General features: G+C 60.5%; 16 protein-coding genes and 1 pseudogene. All 17 read right to left on the bottom strand.

Features of this window, described 5'->3' with window-relative positions; all coding sequences use genetic code 11:
- Positions 1-89: 89 nt before the first annotated feature.
- The gene (locus tag EL257_RS00830; protein WP_126358959.1) at positions 90-1,532 is read right to left on the bottom strand and encodes an efflux transporter outer membrane subunit; all 1,443 of its coding nucleotides are present in this window, start codon (positions 1,530-1,532) and stop codon (positions 90-92) included.
- Positions 1,529-2,416, bottom strand: coding sequence for an HlyD family secretion protein (locus tag EL257_RS00825; protein ID WP_016772263.1), 888 nt, complete (start codon positions 2,414-2,416; stop codon positions 1,529-1,531). Before EL257_RS00825 ends, EL257_RS00830 begins: the two co-directional genes overlap by 4 nt.
- Entirely contained in the window at positions 2,413-2,622 is a 210-nt protein-coding gene (locus EL257_RS00820) for a DUF1656 domain-containing protein (RefSeq protein WP_126358957.1), read from the bottom strand. Before EL257_RS00820 ends, EL257_RS00825 begins: the two co-directional genes overlap by 4 nt.
- Positions 2,619-4,682 (bottom strand): FUSC family protein, encoded by a 2,064-nt coding sequence (locus tag EL257_RS00815; RefSeq protein WP_126358955.1) that lies wholly within the window; start codon positions 4,680-4,682, stop codon positions 2,619-2,621. Before EL257_RS00815 ends, EL257_RS00820 begins: the two co-directional genes overlap by 4 nt.
- Entirely contained in the window at positions 4,679-5,107 is a 429-nt protein-coding gene (locus EL257_RS00810) for a MarR family winged helix-turn-helix transcriptional regulator (protein ID WP_126367959.1), read from the bottom strand. The genes EL257_RS00815 and EL257_RS00810 overlap by 4 nt, the downstream gene beginning before the upstream one ends.
- Positions 5,108-5,510: 403 nt before the next feature.
- Positions 5,511-5,755, bottom strand: a pseudogene (locus tag EL257_RS00805) (type II toxin-antitoxin system Phd/YefM family antitoxin).
- A 90-nt stretch (positions 5,756-5,845) separates the two neighbouring features.
- Positions 5,846-6,091 (bottom strand): DUF2789 domain-containing protein, encoded by a 246-nt coding sequence (locus EL257_RS00800; protein ID WP_126358953.1) that lies wholly within the window; start codon positions 6,089-6,091, stop codon positions 5,846-5,848.
- A 78-nt stretch (positions 6,092-6,169) separates the two neighbouring features.
- Complete coding sequence (locus EL257_RS00795; RefSeq protein ID WP_172604438.1) at positions 6,170-7,765, bottom strand: efflux transporter outer membrane subunit; 1,596 nt, start codon at positions 7,763-7,765, stop codon at positions 6,170-6,172.
- The gene (locus tag EL257_RS00790) at positions 7,762-8,832 is read right to left on the bottom strand and encodes an HlyD family secretion protein (RefSeq protein WP_126358951.1); all 1,071 of its coding nucleotides are present in this window, start codon (positions 8,830-8,832) and stop codon (positions 7,762-7,764) included. The genes EL257_RS00795 and EL257_RS00790 overlap by 4 nt, the downstream gene beginning before the upstream one ends.
- A 25-nt stretch (positions 8,833-8,857) precedes the next feature.
- On the bottom strand, positions 8,858-10,396 hold the full coding sequence (locus tag EL257_RS00785; RefSeq protein ID WP_126358949.1) for an MFS transporter: 1,539 nt from the start codon (positions 10,394-10,396) through the stop codon (positions 8,858-8,860).
- A 191-nt stretch (positions 10,397-10,587) separates the two neighbouring features.
- Positions 10,588-11,505 (bottom strand): LysR family transcriptional regulator, encoded by a 918-nt coding sequence (locus EL257_RS00780; RefSeq protein ID WP_126358947.1) that lies wholly within the window; start codon positions 11,503-11,505, stop codon positions 10,588-10,590.
- A gap of 132 nt (positions 11,506-11,637) precedes the next feature.
- Positions 11,638-12,504, bottom strand: coding sequence for an ABC transporter permease (locus EL257_RS00775; protein ID WP_126358945.1), 867 nt, complete (start codon positions 12,502-12,504; stop codon positions 11,638-11,640).
- 20 nt (positions 12,505-12,524) lie between these two features.
- Positions 12,525-13,385, bottom strand: a complete 861-nt coding sequence (locus EL257_RS00770) for an ABC transporter ATP-binding protein (RefSeq protein WP_126358943.1) — start codon at positions 13,383-13,385, stop codon at positions 12,525-12,527.
- Positions 13,386-13,402: 17 nt separating this feature from the next.
- Positions 13,403-14,299, bottom strand: coding sequence for a TauD/TfdA dioxygenase family protein (locus tag EL257_RS00765; protein ID WP_126358941.1), 897 nt, complete (start codon positions 14,297-14,299; stop codon positions 13,403-13,405).
- A 338-nt stretch (positions 14,300-14,637) separates the two neighbouring features.
- A complete protein-coding gene (locus tag EL257_RS00760; RefSeq protein ID WP_126358940.1) occupies positions 14,638-16,005 on the bottom strand; it encodes an HlyD family type I secretion periplasmic adaptor subunit in 1,368 nt (455 codons plus the stop codon).
- A complete protein-coding gene (locus EL257_RS00755; RefSeq protein ID WP_126358938.1) occupies positions 15,995-18,151 on the bottom strand; it encodes a type I secretion system permease/ATPase in 2,157 nt (718 codons plus the stop codon). The genes EL257_RS00760 and EL257_RS00755 overlap by 11 nt, the downstream gene beginning before the upstream one ends.
- Before the next feature lie 33 nt (positions 18,152-18,184).
- On the bottom strand, positions 18,185-19,540 hold the full coding sequence (locus EL257_RS00750; RefSeq protein ID WP_126358936.1) for a TolC family outer membrane protein: 1,356 nt from the start codon (positions 19,538-19,540) through the stop codon (positions 18,185-18,187).
- Positions 19,541-19,797 lie beyond the last annotated feature (257 nt).

Here is a 19,797-nt window from a genome sequence, read left to right as displayed (position 1 = left end):
TGGTTTCCCCTGGGCCAGCACGAGCAATGTGCATTGGAGGAGCGCTTGGCATGGGGCGCCCTCCAACACTTCAAAGCATAGCAACGGCTTCAGGGTTTGCTGGCGTGCGAGGTGTTCGTTCGTCCGCTTTCCCAGCCACCGCCAAGGGCAAGGAACAAATCGATCTGGCTCATCGCGACCTGAGTATTGGCGGCGGCCAGTTGCGCGGTGACATCGGTGTAGGTGCGGGTTGCTTGCAGGTCAGCGAGAAACGACTCGCGGCCGGCCTGGAAGAAGCGGTGCGTCTGCTCGGCGGCAAGCTTTGCGGACTGCTCGGCTTCGGCCAGGGCATCGCGGCGTTGCAGCAGTGCGCTGTATTGGGCCAGACCGGTCTGGGTCTCGCGGATGGCGTTAAGTACCACGCCGTCGAAATGCGCCAGTGCACCCTGGGTATTGGCTTCGGCTTCACGAATGCGCGCACGGGCACCATTGGTCGGGACTTTCCAGCTCAGCGACGGACCAAAGCCCCAACGGTTGGTTGACGGATCGCCGAGGTCATCGATGATGCCGACCGTGCCGATGGTCGCGCCAATGCTGATGTCCGGGTACAGCTCGCCGGTGGCGATGCCGATGCCAGCGGTTGCCGCTGCAAGACGCCGTTCGGCCTGGCGAATATCCGGGCGCCGTTTGAGCAGAGCGGCACCGTCACCGACCGGCACCAGTTGCGCGATCTTCGGCAATTCGGCGCAGCTGGCCGTGCCCGCCGGCAATTGATCGACCGGTTTTGCCAGCAACATCGACAGGCGGAACAGCCCGGCCTGACGCGCTGCTTCATAACGCGGCAGATCGGCGCGCAAGGATTTGAACTGGGTTTGCGAACGAGTGACCTGGGTTTCGTCGCCACGCCCGGCGTCGCGCAGGCGCTGGATCAGCTTGGTGCTTTGCGATTGCAGATCAAGGGAATGCTCGGCGATTTCGCGCTCTTCGTTGGCAGCGCAAACCTGGGTGTATGCGCGTACCACGTCCGCCACCAAAGTGATGCGCGCGGTGTCGGCGGCGGCCTGAGTCGCATCGGCGTTGGCCTTGGCCGCCTCGATGCCGCGCTGCAAAGTGCCCCACAGGTCGAACTGATACGACGCGCTGATGCCGATATCGGCGATGTTGGCCACCGGGACTTTTTCCGGCAGCAGGAACGCCTGACCGGATTCCTGTAACCGCTCGGCGCCCATCTTCACCCCGCCGCTCCAGCCTCCGGCGGCTTCGGCTTCATCTACCTGAGCACGCGCCCGTGACAGGTTCGCCGCTGCCACGCGCAGATCGGTGTTGGAAGCCATGGCCTGCTGCACCAGTTGATCGAGGCGCGGGTCTTTATACAGTCGCCACCAGTCTGTCGGCACCGGCGCCGAGACCACCGGTTTGCCGGCCACCGCCAATTCGCCCTGAATATCCTTGCGCTGTACCGCCGCGTCCGCCGGGACCTGATAGTCCGGACCGACCATCTGACAGGCCGAGAGCATCACGCCCAACCCGGCGATCAACAACGCCCTGCTCATGGCTGGGGCTCCTCATGCTGATCGTCGATGATCGACACCGTCGCTGTACGCCCGGCAATCATGCGGAAGTCGGCCGGCACCTCGTCGAAGGCGATGCGCACCGGAATTCGCTGCGCCAGGCGCACCCAGCTGAACGCCGGGTTGACGTTGGGCAGCAGATTGCTGCCGCTGGTGCGGTCGCGGTCTTCGATACCGGCGACGATGCTTTCGACATGCCCGCGCAATCTGGCGCGGTCACCAATCACGCGTATGTCCACCGATTGCCCGACGTGAATGCCGTCGAGTTTGGTTTCTTCGAAATAGCCGTCAATGTGGAAGGAATTGCTATCGACCACCGACAAAACCGGACGCCCGGCGGTGACGAATTCCTGCGGACGCGGCGCGCGGTCGTTGACGTAGCCGTCCACCGGGCTGCGGATCACCGAGCGATCGAGGTTGAGCTGCGCGCTGTCCACCGCTACCAACGCTTCGGCCAGCGCCGATTGCGCACGGGCCACCCGCGATTGGCTTTCTTCCAATTGCTCGGCCGGCACCAGGTTGCCGAGGCCACGGTTACGCTTGGCTTCGCGCTGCGCCTGAGCAAGGGTTTCTTCGCGATCGGCGACGGCGGCCTTGGCCTGACGCAGGGCGAGCTTGAAGCGATCCTGGTCGATGCTGAACAACACCTGACCACGCTTGATCAACTGGTTGTCCTTCACCTCGACCTGCTGGATCAATCCGGACACGTCCGGGGCGATCTGGATGATGTCGGCGCGGATGTGGCCGTCGCGGGTCCACGGCGCGAACATGTAATACATCACCATGCGCCAGACGAGGACAACGGCAAAAGTCACGATCAGCAGGGTCAGCACCACGCGACCGATGGTCAAAAACGGTTTTTTCATGTCATCAGGTATCGACTGAGTGAGTCCACGCCGTACAGCAGTACCGCGTAGAGGGCCACGTTGAACAATGCCCGGTGCCAGACCAGACGGTAAAAGTGCAGGCGCTGGAGCACGCCATGCACCAACACAAACAGCACATAAGTAATGCCCATCAGCACCAGCAGGGTCGGCAGGAAAATACCGCTGATGTCCAGATCACCGATCATAGGGGCGCTCCATCGGGCAGCGGTTCTTCGGGCTCGGCGCTGGAGACGAATTCGACGCCGGGCAGCAAGGCCAGACGCAAACCGCTCAAAGCGTGCAACAGGTGCAGACGGGTTTCATCGTCGCCGTGGCCGTTAAGAGCACGGCGGGTACGGTCCAGCGTCATCAGCAGACCGCTCGGCGCCGGCAAGCGTTCGCCAGACTTGAGGCAAGCGCGGAAATACTCTCCGACTTCGGCCACCACTTGCTGGAGCAAGGCGTTCGGAGCCCCCGTCACTCGCGGCGTGTAGGCGAGCAAGTCGAGCATATTCAGACCGACACGCACTTCGCGCATCGCGATGCCGGTGTCCTGACCGGTCAAGGCCAGACGCGGCAGGTGCTGCATCAGCCGATCAAGCAACTGCACGCCCAACTGTCGATGCTCGGCGAGGCTGGCCGGCTCGGTCATGCTGACGATGTCTTCCCAGCTGAATCGGGTCAGGCGCTTGGCCGCCAGTTCAGCGCCGAATGGCCGCGCCACCAGCGTCCAGATGAAGGCAAACAACAGCCCCAGCGGTCCGGCGAGGTTGGAGTTCACGAAGGCGAAAAAATCCGCATCGTAAGCGCCCTGAATGCTGATGAACGACGAGGTGTTGACCAGCGTCAGTAGCATGCCGAGGTAGAAACGCGGCTGCACGGTCAGCGTCCCGACGCAGATGAACGGGATGGAAAACGCCAGCACCAGCATCGGGAAATCGTGCAGGTTGGGCAGGATCAAAAACAGATACAGACTGGCGAACAGCACCGACATGCCGGTCCAGAAAAAGAACCGGTAGATCTGCGGCGCCGGGTCGTCCATCGAGGCGAAGAAGCTGCACGCCACTGCCGCCAGAATCACTGCGCTGCCGCCATCCGGCCAGCCGAGCAGGATCCATAACACCGACGCGACGATGATCGCCAGAATGGTTGAGGCCACCGAATACAGCATCAGCCCGCGATCGATAAACGGCGTCAAACGACCAAGGCGCCAGTGCCGATACACCGCGCGCCAGCTGTCCTGGCGCTCGCACAGAATCGCATCCTGCAGGCTACGGCAGTCCTGCCACAAATCGATGAATTCGCCGAGGCGGTAAATCGCGTTGGAAAATAGCAGCTGCCTGCGATCTTCCAGTGCTTCGGCGCTGGGTTGCAGCGCGTCGAGTGGATGTCTCAGTGCTTGCCAGCGATCGAGATCCGCGTCTGCATGCCCGAGCCATTCGCGAGTTGCCGTCAGCAGCGGCTGAAATTTTTCCACCAGCTCTGGCGTGCGGCGTTCGAGCGCATACAGCGAATCTTCAAGCGCATCGATCACTGGCAACAGATGAATCATCCGGCCACGCAATTCCTTGGTGTTGCGCACGGTCTGCGGCCGCGCGCCTTCGTGCGGCAGCTGGCCGATCATCAATTCGAGGCTGTTGAAATTGGCGACCATGGCCATGCGCAGTGCGGTGACTTCTTCCGGCTGCACATCGCGGCTGAGAAACTTCAGGCTATAGCTGGTTGCGTCGGCGAACCACTTGCTCACTGCATCGTTGAACACCGGCGCCAGCCGCCGTGGCCAGAACATCGCACCAACCACTGCGGCGACCACGATGCCAAGGAAAATCTCTTCCGTGCGCGCCTCGGCCACATCCCACACCGCCAGCGGATTATCGACCACCGGCAGGGCAATCAGCGGCAAGGTGTAACCGGCCAGCATCAGAGCGTAGCTATTGGCCGTGCGTAAATGCAGGGACATAAAAAGCAGGATCCCGGTCCACAAGGCGACGACCACCACCAGCACATACGGGCTCTGCACGAACATCGGCACGAACAGCACCGCCGCCGCGGCGCCAAGAAAAGTGCCTGCCGCGCGGTAGAGCGCCTTGGAACTGGTCGGGCCGAGAAACGGGCTGGAGACGATGTACACCGTAGCCATCGCCCAATACGGACGCGGCATTTGCATGAGCAAGGCGATGTACAGCGCAATCATCGACGCTGCAAAAGTTCGAACCCCGTAAAACCAATCGCGGGCCGGCGGAATGCCAGTGAAAAAACCGTTCAAGGATTAACCACCACAGGCGGATTGGCCGCCTCAAAAGCTCTGAGTACTCGAAGCGTAGCTTCCAGATCGGACTGATCGATGCCTTCAAGCACCTCGCGACGCAAACGCACCAGCTCGACTTCGACCGCCTGCACCAGCTCACGGCCGGTATCGGTCAGGCTCAAGCACTTGGCGCGCCGGTCCTGGGCATCTTCGGTGCGGCAGACATAACCGGCATGGCACAACTGATCGAGCAGACGCACCAGCGACGGACTTTCCATCCCGGCCGCCTGCGCCACCTGCACTTGGCGCACCCCCTCGCCCAAACGGCCGATCATCAATAATGGAACGGCGCAGGCTTCGGAAATTCCATAATTGACCAGCGTGGTCTGGCAGATCTTCCGCCAATGCCGGGCGGCCACCACCATGGCGCTGCTGATGTTCATCTGGAGATTGTCGAGGGAATCGGACACGGGAAAACGGACACTGTTAGTTTGCTAACTATCAATATCGCACTGGAGGGGAATTTCAGTCAAGTTTTGAAACAAATCTGCCGCGCTTGGCCGAATGAAGGACACGCTGTGGGAAGGTGTTTGGATCGACAGACACGATCATCCAAATGCGTATGGGAGAAATACGTCAACCAGAGAGCGTCACGGAGGGAGGCGTACCCACGAGTCGGATTGTAATTTTCCGTAGAAAAAATCTACTTCGAGGGACAAAACGAAGTTTTTTTTACAGTAAGCAGGTTTTTTTTACATCTGAGCCTTTTCCCGCAATTTTTTTTACACGCTGCACCTCATGCCAAACGATATATCCCGTTTGTGCGCAGACGGCAGAAACTCAAGCTTATAAGTCATCCAGGCTTACCGAAATGGGCGTTTCGTGGGGGCGCGAACGAACGATGTCAGCCAGCTCAAGATCATCAAGCCGCTCCATCATCGCTTCGTAAACTTCGGCCGGCACCATATAACCCATGACGCGATTGTGGTTGAGGACAGCGACGGCCCCCCGTGTGCACCGTTCAACACGGCGGTAGGATTTTTCTTTAGTTCAGAGACACTGACAGCCATATCGGCGAGAACGCTTTGCATAATAAGAACCTCTAATTAGGGCGTGATTTTTGGTCTATTTATGCCACTTGGACAACCTTGGCGTCAGACGTGACTGCAAATTCGCAATGATCACACCGCCCGCCCCTTACGCAACATCACATCCAACCGATCCACCACATTCGCCCAATCCGCGTCTTCCAAAATTTCGTCGCGCAAAAGCTGCGCCTGACTTTGCGTCCAGAAAAACGCGTCGGCCAGATGCAATTCCGGCTTGAGCGGGGAATGGCTGGCGATGAATTGGTCGATGCTGATCGGGTCATCAGCGAGGCCGAGTTGTTTGAACAGGGCCGGAAGGCTGTGCTGCGGCTTTTCCATGATGCAACTCCTCTGGAACTCAGGCGCGACGTTACGCCGCCTGCTTCAGTGGAGTTGATCATAGCCGCCGCTGTCAGTTCAGGGTTTCGCGACGTCCTGCGAGCCTGCGGCCAGTTGCGCCGCTGGATAAACCGACTGCCATCCGCCGCCCAACGCTTTGTACAACCCGACCATCGCCAGGGAAACGCCGGTGGAGCTTTCCACCCACTGCTCTTGCGTCGCCAGCAGCGCGCTCTGCACGGTGAGGACGTTGACGAAATCGACTACGCCTTCGACGTACTGCTGCTGCGCGGTGCGCAGCGCGATCTGATTCTGGCGCACGGCTTCGGCGAGGCTGTCGCGGCGGCGCTGGCTGGCGTTGTAGGCGGTCAGTTGGTCGTCGATTTCATGCCAGGCCCGCAGCACCGTTTGCTGGTAGGCAATGGCCGCTTCCTGTTGCTGGGCTTCACGCAGTTGCAGCATGCCGCGCAGGCGTCCGCCGTCGAACAACGGCAAGCTGAACTGTGGGCCAATGCCAAACGCACGCGAACCCCAGGAACCGAAATCGCTGAGTTGCATGGCCTGCGAACCGAGGTTGCCGGACAAGGTGATGCGCGGATAGAAATCGCCCTTGGCCACGCCGATGTTGGCGGTGGCGGCATGCAGGCGCGCTTCGGCCTGACGAATATCCGGACGCCGTTCGGCCAGTTCCGACGGCAGGCCAATGGCGACTCGCAACGGAGACTGCGGCACTGCGGCATCCGGGGATAACGCTTGAGCCAGCGCCTGCGGTGGTTCGCCCATCAGCAGACTGATCGCGTTGATCAATTGCGCCTGACGCTGCTCGAGCGCCGGCAGCCGTGCTTCGATGGCGGCGACTTGCGCGGCGGCTTCGGCGACGTCGAGATCAGTCGCCACGCCATCGGCCAGCCGCAGCTGCGAAAGCTTCAGACTGTGCCGCGCGACATCGAGGTTCTGTTGAGTGACGGCGCGGGTGTTCTGCACGCCGCGCAACTGAATGTAGTTTTGCGCGGTGTCGGCAAGTACTGTCAGCAACGCCCCGCGCCGGTCGTTTTCGGCGACTTCGAGATTGGCATCGGCGGCTTCGGTCTCGCGGCGCACGCGTCCCCAGAAGTCCAGCTCCCACGAGGCCGAGAAACCGGCATCCCACAGGTTGAATGCCGAATCGCCGTTGTGCCCGGACGGATCGTTCAGGCCATCGCCGCTGTTGCGTTTGCGCCCGTAGCTGCCAGTGGCTGCGGTGTTCGGGTAGCGCTCGGCGGTGATTACCTGACGGGCGGCGCGACTTTGTTGCAGGCGGCTGCTGGCCAGTTGCAGATCGAGATTGTTCTTTGCCGCGCGTTGAGTGAGGGCGGAAAGCTGCGGGTCTCGAAAGGTTTCCCACCACCGTTCATTCAGGGGCTCGCTGACGGCTTGGCTGGGGGTGGATTGGGCCGGTTTCGCCCAGTCGGCAGGTTGAGTGGCTCCGGGTTTCTGGAAGTCTGGGCCGACGGTACAAGCGCTGAGGCTGACTGCAAGCAAGGCACTCAGGGTGAGTTGCTGCCAATGCCCCCATCGCTGGCAAGCCAGCTCCCACAAGGATGGTGCAGGTTGTGCAAAACGGTTCAGCCTGCCAATGCCCCCTGTGGGAGCTGGCTTGCCAGCGATGAGGCCAGACGATTCAACACCGATCATCGCTGCGTCACCTCGCGGCCGGGCGCTGCCGAACTCGCGGTATCAATACTCGCCTCCACCGACATCCCCACCCGCAAGCGCTCAGCCAGTGGCTGGCCAGGCTGGAGCACGATCTTCACCGGAATCCGCTGCACCACTTTGGTGAAGTTGCCCGTCGCGTTATCGGGTTTGACCGCTGCGAACGTCACGCCGGTCGCCGGTGCGATGCTTTCAACGCGGCCGCTCAAGGCTTCGCCGCCGAGGCTGTCGACCCGCACTTGCACATCCTGCCCAGGCTGCACGTCGGTCAACTGGGTTTCCTGAAAGTTGGCGACCACATAAGCCTGCTGCAACGGCACCACCGCCAACAGTTTGCTACCCGGCGTGACGTAGGCGCCGACGCGCACCGCACGCTCGCCGATCATGCCGTCCTGCGGCGCGGTGATGCGCGTGTAAGACAGGTTGAAACTGGCGATTTCCAGCGCCGCCTGCGCGTGTTTGAGATTGCCTTCGGCGGCGTTGCGCTGGGCCGTGAGAATTTCGACTTGCTTGCGTTCGGCCGCCAGTTTCGCCGTCGCGGTGTCGAGACGCGCCGAAGCCTGGTCGATGCGGGTTCGCGCCTGCTGGGCGTTCTGCACAGTGCCGGCGCCGACGCCTGCCAAGTGGTTGTAGCGATTCAATTCCTGCTGAGCGAAGGCCATTTCAGCTTTGGCTGACACCACCGACGCCTGCGCCTGAGCAATCAGCGAAGCCTGACGTTCCAGAGTCGCGTTGGCATTCTGCAATTGCGCCCGCGCGACCAGCGTTTGCGCATCCGCCGCCTCGGCCGCGGCGCGCAAATCGCGATCATCGATCAGCGCCAGCAACTGCCCCGCTTTGACCTGCTGATTGTCTTCCACCAGCACTTGCTTGATGAACCCGGCCACGCGCGGCACAACGAGCGTGTAATCGGCCGAGACGAAGGCATCGTTGGTGGTTTGCTCGGTGCGTTTGCCGAATAGTCCGGGCATCGCCAGATACACCAGCACGCCAACGGCCAGCGCGGCCGCCACGGCCACCGCGAGTTTTTGCTTTGCTTGAGTCGTCATAAAAGCCTTCTGTTTCATACAGCTATCAGGTCGGTGCGCGCGGCGGATAGATCCGCGTCGGCAGCCAGAAAATCAGCAGGATCAACGCCACCGCGACGCCGGCCATGCACACATAGAGATCGGCAGAAGTCAGCACCACCGCCTGCTCGTGCAAGCGATGGGCGAGGCCCGGATCGCCGTGATCGGCCAGCGGCGAATTACCCAGCGCGTCGACCAACATCGTCGAATGGAAATGCAGGCGCGAAGTGGTCAGCGCTTCAATCACTCCGGTGGCGACCACCGCGGACAGGCCCTTGACGGTGTTGAACCACGCCGAAGCGAATGGCCCTTCCATCGGCGTGATACTGCCGGTCGACAACATCAGCAATGGCAACACCGCCATTGGCTGGCCGAAAATCTGCAACCACTGCAACACGTAGAAATCGTCGCGAATCCACGCCGATGTCAGGTGCGATCCACCGAGACACGACAGCGCCAACATGCCCAGGCCGATGCCAAGCACCCAGCGGCAATCGACCCAACGCAAGTTGCACAGCGCCGCCACCAACGGCAGCGCAAGCAACTGCGGCAACGCGGCGATGAGCATGATCGGCGCGGTTTGCGCCGGGCGATAACCCTGCACTTGCGCCAGATAGCTCGACGGAATCAGCACCACCGCCAGCAGCACAATCAGCACGCCAGCCAGAGTGATCAACGCGAACAACAGGTTGCGGATGCCGAGCATCTGCAATTTGAAAAACGGAATTGGCTGCGACCACTCGTTAATCAGAAACGCCACCAGCAACAGCGAACCGGCGCCGAGCAATCCGCAGATCAGCCGCGATTCGAACCAGTCCAGCCGATTGCCCTGCAACAGACCGATCACCAGCATGCAGATCGCCGGGAAGCCCAGCAGCAGGCCTTTCCAGTTGAACGACTTGAGCCGCTCCAGTCGCAGCGGATCCTGCGGCAAGCCATACGCCACGGCAGCCATGGCGATCAGGCACGGCACGATGATTTGCCAGAACGTCCATTGCCAGCCGACGTATTCGGTCCACAGACCGGCCAGGGGTGTGCCGAGGCCAGGGCCGAACGTTGCGGTCAGCGCATAACCGGCAAGACCGTAAAGCTTGATGTTTGCCGGCAAGAACCGCAGCGCAACCGTCATCAGCATCGGTGGCAACGCACCGCCGGCCAGGCCTTGCAGGGTGCGCATCAGCAACAGGCTTTCGTAGTTCGGGGCGAACGGGCACAACACGCCGAGTAGAGTGAACACGCTGATCGCACTCAAAGTGAAGCGACGCAAGGAGAAGGTCACCGAGCACCACGGCGCGAAGGCCATGGCCGCGACCGACGTCGCGGTATAACTGGCGACGAGCCAGGTGCCTTCGTCGTAACCGATGTGCAGTGCGCCGCGAATGTCGGCGAGCGCGACTTTGGTGACCATCTCGTTGAGGCCCGAGACCAGCACGGCCAACAGCACGCCGACCAGACCAATGATGATCCGCGCCCCGAACACCGGTGGCGTGGACGCCGTCGCCGGGTTGATCGCGGCAAGGGGCGCCGTGACCGTCAGGGATGTCATGGGAAACTCCGGGGGTGAGAAATACCGGAGCATTTTAGTGAGACTGGATGCTGACGAAAATTGACTTATTGACAGGTTATAAGTGCGTCAGACACAACTATGGGAAACAGAGGATCGCAGCCTTCGGCAGCTCCTACAGGGGAAATGCATTCCAGTGCAGGAGCTGCCGAAGGCTGCGATCTTTTGATTTTTCAAGGCTGCGCCGCCAGCCACGTTTCATCGCAACAGCTCTTGAGCGTTTCGCGCAGCCAGCGATGCGCCGGATCCTTGTCGAAGCGCGGATGCCAGGCCTGAGTCAACATCAGCGTGGGCAGCGGAATCGGCAGGTCGAATGAGCGCAGCTTCAGGCCCAACCGTCGCACACTCAGCAGCGCTTCCTTGGGCACCGGCAGGATCAGGTCGGAGTCCGGCAGGGCGAACATCGCGGCGTGAAAACTCGGGGCAATCACCGCCACCCGGCGCTCCAGGCCCAGCGCATTCAATGCGGTATCGATGGGACCGCGAGCGATGCCACGGCGTGACATGCTGATGTGAGAAAACCCGGCGTAACGCTCGGCCGTGATCTCGCCGTCGAGCAGCGGGTGGTCTTCCCGCACCAGCCCAACGAAGTGCGTAGCGAAGAGATTCTGAACCTTCACTTCCGGTGTGACCGGCCGGGTGTTACTGACGCTCAAGTCGATGCGCCCTTCACGCAGCGCCTCGTCGTCACCGTCGCCTTCCGGGACAAAACGCAGTTCGCAATGCGGGGCGAGTTGGTCGAGCGTATCGAACAGTTTTCCGCCGTAGACGCCGACGAAAAAATCATTGGCGCGGATGCTGAAACGTCGTCGCAACGAGCCCAGCTCAACGGTGTCGGCTGAGCGAAACAGCAGCGCCGCCTGCTCGACCAAGTCCCGCACCTGTTCGCGCAATTCAAGGGCTTTGGGGGTCGGTACCAGACCGCGACCGGCCCGGACCAGGATCGGATCGCCGATGGCTTCGCGAATCCGCGTCAGCGTTCGGCTCATGGCCGCCGGGCTGAGGTTCATCCGCCGCGCCGCGCCGACCACACTGCCCTCATCGAGCAAGGCATCGAGGGCCACCAGAAGATTCATGTCGGGGAGTTGCATTGCGAGCACTCTTTGCTGATCTGGATTGATCCAGGCGCATGCTAGCAGATCAAAAGATCGCAGCCTTCGGCAGCTCCTACATTGGAATGCAACTTCCTGTAGGAGCTGCCGAAGGCTGCGATCTTTTTCAGGTCAGCGCTGCATACCCCACCGCTTCACCGTCACACGTTCAAGGGTGTCAAACACCAGATTTTCCACCAGCAGACCAATCAGAATCACCACCGCCAACCCGGCAAAAACCTTGTCGGTATACAACTCGTTGCGATTCTGAAAGATGTACCAACCCAATCCACCCTTGCCGCTGGTCGCACCAAAGACCAATTCGGCAGCGATCAGCGTGCGCCAGGCAAACGCCCAGCCAATCTTCAAACCCGCGAGAATCGACGGCAGCGCCGCCGGGATCAGAATGAACAGCACCAATCGCAAGCCCTTGAGCCCATAGTTGCGCCCGGCCATGCGCAGGGTTTCCGAGACGCCGAGAAACCCGGCATAGGTGTTCAACGCCAATGCCCACAGCACCGAATGCACCAGCACGAAAATAAGGCTGTTCTGGCCCAGGCCAAACCACAACAGTGCCAGCGGCAGCAGGGCGATCGCCGGCAAAGGGTTGAACATCGAAGTCATCGTGCTTAGCAAATCACGCCCCAACTGCGTCGACACCGCCAGCGTCGTCAGGGCAAACGCGAGGACGATGCCGATCAGATACCCCTTGATCAGCACCACCAGCGATATCCACACCTTGGCCAACAACTCGCCGCTCAGCAGGCCATCGAACAGCGCATGGCTGGTTTGCAGAAAACTCGGCAGCATCAGGTCATTGTTCTGGATCCGCGCAACCACTTCCCAAATGATCGCGAGCACAATCAGGATCAGGCTTTTGCGCAGCCAGCCCTGTTGCCACAGCCGCGTGCCGAGCGATAGCTCGCGCTCGACCGGCACTTCGGTCAGCGGCTCAAGCACGATTTCGAATTCTTCACGCACAGATGATGAATGGCTCATCGGGTAGTCCTCTCGGCCGTTCAATAGGCGATGCGAATATCGTTGAAGTCATGATCACGTTGGGCTTCCGGCGACGGGCCTTCATCGAACAACAGACGATGAATGCGCCGTGCCGATTCCTGAAACGCCACACCACCAAGGCTGTGCAGATCGTACTGATGGCTGTGCACTTCGGCGCGCACCCGGCCCGGATGCGGCGACAGCAACAGGATGCGATTGCCAACCACGAGGGCTTCTTCAATCGAATGTGTGACGAACAGCAAGGTGAAGCGCACCTCTTCCCAGAGCAGCAGCAATTCTTCCTGCATCTTGCGTCGGGTCAGCGCATCGAGTGCGGCGAACGGCTCGTCCATCAGCAGGATTTTCGGCTGCATCGCCAACGCCCGGGCAATCGCTACCCGCGCCTTCATGCCGCCAGACAGGGTGTGCGTATAGGCATCGGCAAACGCCGCCAGTCCGACCTTTTCCAGATAGTGCAGCGCGCGTTGTTCGGCGTCTTTCTTGTTCAAGGTGCGCGAGGCCAGCAGCGGAAACATCACGTTCTGCTTCACGGTTTTCCACGGCGGCAGCTGATCGAATTCTTGGAACACCACAATGCGGTCCGGCCCCGGCGCATCGATGCGCTGGCCTTGCAGGCGGATCTCGCCTTCACACGGTTTGATAAAACCGGCGACCGCTTTCAGCAGGGTCGACTTACCGCAACCGGACGGGCCAAGCAGGACGTAACGATCGGCGGGATCGATTTCAAAACTGATCTGATGTGTGGCGCGCACTACGCGTTGCGGCGTGCGGTATTCGAGGCTGACGTGATCGACGGCCAGCAACGCTTCGCTGCGGGCGATCGGGTTGCTGGCCGCGTGGCCTGGCAAAGAGGCGTTCATGGTCGATCTCCGGCAAATCAGAAAGGCGCGTCGCCCTGAATGGTCGTGCGATACAGCTTGCGGCGCAGGTGCGCGGGGCAGCCGGCGGCAAGGTGGATCAGCGAGCGGTTGTCCCAGAACACCAGATCGTGGGGCTGCCACTGATGGCGGTAGATGTTTTGTGGCAGCACGCTGTGGGCGTACAACTCGGCGAGTAACTGGCGGCTTTCGTCTTCGGGCAAACCGACGATGCGCGTGGTGAAGCCTTCGCTGACAAACAGCGCCTTGCGACCGTTTTCCGGGTGAGTGCGCACCACCGGATGCACCACTTCGGCAACCTGAGCGAGTTGTTCCGGCGTCAACGTCGGGCGCCAGTTGCCTTCGAATTTGGTTTCGCTATAGCGCGCCGTGTAGGAATGCGCGGCGAAGCGTCCTTCGACCGCCTTGCGCAGGGCTTCGGGCAGATCGTCCCAGGCTTTGTGCATGTCAGCGAACAGCGTGTCGCCGCCCTCGGACGGCAGCTCTTGCGCATGCAACATCGAGCCGAGACTCGGCAGTTCCTTGTAGGAGAGATCGGAATGCCAGAACTTGCCGGCGTCACCGAGACCGATGTTTTGGCCATTCTCGACGATGTTGGAAACGATGAGAATTTCCGGGTGATCGGCCAGCAGGAATTGCTTGAGGACGTGGATCTGCAGCACGCCGAAGCGACGACTGAAGGCGATTTGCTGTTGCGGAGTAATCTGCTGGTCACGGAAGACCACAACGTGGTGGTCGAGATGCGCGCGATGAATGCGCGCAAAGTCCTGATCATTGACCGGTCGACTCAGGTCGAGGCCAACGATTTCGGCGCCGACGGCACCGCTGAACGGTTTAATTTCAAAGAATTGCGGCGCGGCGGTCGCGGCGCTTGAGGTGGCAGTAGCTGCGGACATCTTTCAATCTCCCACGCACGGCGCGCTCACGGGCGCGCTCGTCGATCAGACACTCACGCTGGATTGCGTGTTGGTTCAGGTCGTGCGGCGCGCCGATTGGTCGGCAGGTACGCAGGTGGGTGACTTTAAAGCTATAAGAATTGGAAATTAAATACCGTTAATGAATAACGATATGGCGAATGGTGAGGGAGGGCGATTGACGGTTTCGGGCACTTACCCACGTTTATAAGGCACCCCTGTAGGAGCTGCGGCACGCTGCGATCTTTTGATTTTGAATAACAAGATCAAAAGATCGCAGCCTCGTTTCACTCGGCAGCTCCTACAGGGTTATTGGGTGTTCAGCGCTCGTGCAACGCCTCGGCCCGCGCTCGGATGATTGGCTTGAGCAAATAGCTCAACACCGACTTCTTGCCGGTGATGATGTCCACCGAGGCAACCATGCCCGGAATGATCAGCAGCGGCTTCTCATCGGTGCCCAAATGGCTGCGCTCAGTGCGCACCTTGATCACGTAGTAAGTGGTTTTCTTGTCTTCGTCGGTAATGGTGTCCGCGCCGATCTGCTCCAGCTGCGCTTTCAGCCCGCCATAAATGGTGTAGTCATACGCGGTGAACTTGACGATCGCTTCCTGCCCCGGATGCAGGAAGGCGATGTCCTGCGGCCGGATTTTCGCTTCGACCAGCAGGGTGTCATCCAGCGGCACGATTTCGACCATGTCACTCCCCGGCTGGATCACGCCGCCGATGGTATTGACCAGCAATTTATTGACAATGCCACGCACCGGCGAGGTCACCAACGTACGGCTGACGCGATCTTCCAGCGCTTTGCCAGTGGCCTGGGCCTTGTTCAGATCGGTGCGCGCTTCGTTAAGCTGGGTCAGCGCTTCGCTGCGGAATTTGCCCCGCGTCTCGTCGATCTTGCGCTGCACTTCCTTGATCGCTGATTCGGCACGGGGGATTGCCAGCGTCGTCGCGTCGAGCTGACCACGGGTTTCCACTTCAGCACGCTTGAGGCGCAAGACTTCCACCGGCGAAACCGCGCCCTGCGCCACCAGCGGCTCGGACATGTTGATTTCCTGACGCTGCAAACCGAGTTGCTGACGGTATTGCGCCTGCTTGGAGCTGAACTCACGCAGCTCTTGCTGACGCTGGATCAACTGCTCCTGCAGGCCGCCGATCTCGTCATGCAGTTGCTGACGGCGGCTGATGTACAGCGATTCTTCGCTTTTCGCCTGGCCCGGCACGGCTTTGAGCACGTCCTCGGGGAAATTCAGCGGCCGGTCATCGACTTCCGCGCTCAGACGCTCGACGCGCAGCAGCATCGACAGTCGATCAGCTTCGGTCTCGCCGACGTTGGAGGCGAAACGCGTATCGTCGAGGCGAATCAGCGGTGCGCCGACCTCGACAATCTGCCCTTCTTTGACGAACAACTCGGAGACGATCCCGCCTTCGAGGTTCTGGATTTTCTGGATCTTTGACGACGGGATCGCCTTGCCGTCGCCCTTGGTCACTTCGTCGATCACAGCGAAGTTGGCCCAGAGCATGAGGAACAGAAAAAAGCCGATGATGCCCCAAATGGTCAGGCGCACGACGCGCGGAGCGTCTTCGATCAGCGCCTTGTTGACCTCTGGCAGCGGCTGGCCCTGCAGCGAAGCGGAACCCTTGAAGTAGCGACGGATCGATTCCTTGACACCAGACTTAAGCAACACTGATCTGCCCCTTCTTCAACGCTTCCATCACGGCGGCTTTCGGGCCGTCGGCGAGAATCTGCCCGCGGTCGATCACCAGCAGACGATCAACCAGCGACAACAGCGATGCCCGGTGCGTGACCAGCACCACGGTCTTGTTTTCGATCACCGCGGCGAGGCGTTGCTTGAGGCGTTCTTCGCCGGTGTTGTCCATCGCGCTGGTCGGCTCGTCCATCAACAGGATGGGCGGGTTGAGCAGCAGCGCCCGCGCCAACGCAACGTTCTGGCGCTGCCCGCCAGAGAGGTTCTGCCCGCGCTCGCCGACCTGCAGTTCGTAGCCTTGCGGATGCAGACGGGCGAATTCGTGGACACCGGCCAGCTCGGCGGCTTGCAGCACCAGTTCGTCTTCAACATAACGCGCGCCGGAAACCAGATTGTCACGCAGGGTGCCGGACAGCAGTTGGATATCCTGCGGCACATAGCCGATGTTGTAGCGCAGTTCGCTGACGTCGATCTGCCGGATATCCACACCGTCGACCAACAACGCACCGTCATCCGGTTGATACAGGCCCACCAGCAGTTTCGCCAGCGAACTCTTGCCCGAACCGCTGCGGCCGATGATGCCGATTTTCTCGCCGGGACGGATCACCAGGTTGATGTTCTTCAGCGCCGGGTGCTGCTGGTCCGGGTAGGTGAAGCTGAGCTGGCGGCATTCGATGGCGCCTTGCAAGACCTTGCGGCTCAATGGGCGCTCTTCGAAATTACGCTCCTGCGGCAGCTCCATCATCTGGTCAACCGAGGTCATGGTCACCCGCGCCTGTTGATAGCGAGTGAGCAGACCGGACAGCGACGCCAGCGGACTCAGGGCGCGGCCGCTGAGCATGTAGCAGGCGATCAGCCCGCCCATGCTCAGGTTGCCGGCGATGATCTGATACACGCCGAAGACGATCATGATCACCCCGGCCAATTGCTGCATCAGCAAAGTGATGTTCATCGCCAGACCGGAGAGCATTTTCACTCGCAGCTCGAGACGGCTGAGGGTGCCGATGGTCTGCTCCCACTGATACTGACGCTCGCTTTCGGCGTTGTTGACCTTGACCGCATCGAGGCCGGCGAGGGTTTCGATCAGGCTCGACTGGCGCTCGGCGCCCAGCGCCATGGTGCGTTCCATGGTCGCGATCAGTGGCTTCTGCAAGGCGTAGCCGATCAGCAGGGCAATCGGGAAGGCCAACACCGGAATCCACACCAGATGCCCGCCGAGGATGGCGATCACGATGAAGATCAAAATCGTGAATGGCAGGTCGATCAGGCTGGTCAGGGTCAGCGAGGCGAGGAAGTCGCGCAGGCTCTGAAATTCATGGATGTTCTGCGCAAAGCTGCCGACCCGCGCCGGGCGGTATTTCATCGCCATGCCGACGATACGCTCGAACAACGTGGCAGAGATGATCAGGTCGGTTTTCTTCCCCGCCAGATCCAGGCACAGGCTGCGCAGGCTTTTAAGGATCAGGTCGAAAATGTATGCGCCGGTGATGCCCAGCGCCAGCACCCACAGGGTCGCTTCGGCCTGGTTCGGCACCACGCGGTCGTAGACGTTCATCACGAACAGCGGGGCGGCCATGGCGATGATGTTGATCAGGAAACTGGCAGCGATCGCATCGGCATAGAGCCAGCGTGAACGCTTGAGGGTGTCGCGAAACCACGAGCGCGCCCGGGGGATCAGCGTGCCGTGGTTGACGTCGAATTTATGCTGCGGCTGGGCGAAGAACACTTTGCCGATGTAGTCGTCGGCCAGCAGCTCACGACTGACCACCGATTCGCCGCCATCGCTCTCGCTCAGTAGCACCCGCGCATCGTTTTCACCCTGCCAGCCGAGCAGAACAGCGCTGCGGCCATCCTTGAGCAGCAACAGCGCGGGCATGGCAATCGCCGGAATTTCTTCGAGCTTGCGCTGCAACACCCGACCTTGCAGACCGGCCCGCGCCGCTGCGCGCGGCAGCAACTCGACACTCAGGCGTTGCTTGGGCAGCGGCAGGCCGGTGGTCAGCATCGCCGCGCTGGCGGGTTTCTGGTGCAGCATGCACAAGGCGAGCAGACCATCCAGCAACGGATCGTCGTGCAACGCGCGTGGATCATGGCTGAGTTGAACTCGACTGACTTCTGATTCCACGCTCGACACTCTTTAGCAGTTGAAAGGGATAACTCAATTCATCCCAGGCAGCTGGACCTTGGGCTTTACGTCGTTCTGCACAACGGATGCCAACGGTGCGACCACTCCCTGGCTTTTGAGCAATTCGCCCATGGTCGCCTTGATTCGGTACTGAGTAAATAACTGAATGTTCTTGATTTCCGCCAGACGCCGCGACGCGGTGAACAGCTCGTTTTCGCTGTCGAGCAAGTCCAGCAGGGTGCGTTCGCCGAGGCTGAATTGACGCTGATACGCGGTACGCACCGAGGTGCTGTGATCGACATATTGCTGGGCGATCGGCACCTGGGCATTGGCGTTGTTCAGGGCGTTCCAGGCCAGGCCGAGCTCTTCATTCAACTGACGCAGGGCGTTGTTGCGGATGTCCAGTGCCTGATTGGCCAAGTACGACTTGGATTCCAGATCAGCCTTGTTGCTGCCGCCCGAATAGAGGTTGAAGCGCATGCGCAGCATGGCCTGCCATTCGTTGTTATGGCCGTTCTGCCCATCGAGATCGTTATCGGCGGTGCGGCCCAGTTCGGCGTCGAAACGCGGATAGAAGGTCGATTTGGCGGTGGCGTACTGGTTCTCGGCAGCGGCGATATCCGACTCGGCCGAACGCAGGATCGGGCTGTTTTCCAGCATCTGCGCACGGGCTTCATTGAGATTGGCCGGCATCATCGCCATGAACGGCGCCGGGCGCTCCAGCTGGTCAGGCATCTGGCCAACGGCGCTGAGGAAATTGGTTTCCGCGTCGGCGAGGTTGGTCTGCTCGGTGATCAGGTTGTTGCGGGCCTGAGCCATCCGCGCTTCGGCCTGATCGAGATCCGCACCGCTGCCGACGCCACGCTGGGTACGCAGCTGAATCTGGTCGTAAATACGTTGGTGGCTTTTCAGGTTTTCTTCGGCCAGGCGCACGAACTCGCGACGGGTGAGTACATCCAGATACACCTGAGCGACGGTCAGCGCGGTGCGCTCGGAAGTGCCGAGCAACGAATAAGCACGGGAGCTGACGTTGGCTTGTTGACGCGCAACTTCATTCGACGTCGCAAAACCGTCAAAAACCATTTGCGAAAGACGTAAACTTGACTCGCTGCGGTTCAAGGTCTCCCAATGATTGCCATTCCCGCCGTTCGCCCTCGTGGTCACGCTGTCCGTTCCTTCCCGGCCATAACCGCCCAGCAAATCGACCTTCGGCAGGTAACCGCCCTTCGCCGCGCGCAATTGATAGTCCGCCGCGATTCGACTGTTCACGCCGGCTTGAATCTCCGGATGGACGTCCATCGCCTGTTGCATGGCTTCTGGTAAGGATTGTGCTTGTACAAAACTGGCGGCGAGAACGAAGGGTACAGCCAGCAACAAAGGCGAACGCATGGTTGGAATTTTCCCAGTACTTCTTGTCTTGAATCACAGCAAAACGTGGCGCTGCGTCGGATGGAGGCAACCCGAATGACCGTATGTCGGAAAGTTCAAAAGAGGAACTGGATGACACGCTGAAGGACAGGTCGCCGCGGAAATATCAATGTGACATTAGTGGGGCGATTGTTTAGGATGGCTCCCATAAGGTCAATAGTTTGGCATTAAGTTAATCGCGAAAATATCTAGTCAAATTATTGACGAATTGTAGCATC

This window comes from Pseudomonas fluorescens, assembly GCF_900636825.1.
GTDB lineage: Bacteria > Pseudomonadota > Gammaproteobacteria > Pseudomonadales > Pseudomonadaceae > Aquipseudomonas > Aquipseudomonas fluorescens_BG.
The sequence above is the reverse complement of the archived record's forward strand: the minus strand, read 5'-3'. Positions and strand labels throughout refer to the sequence as shown.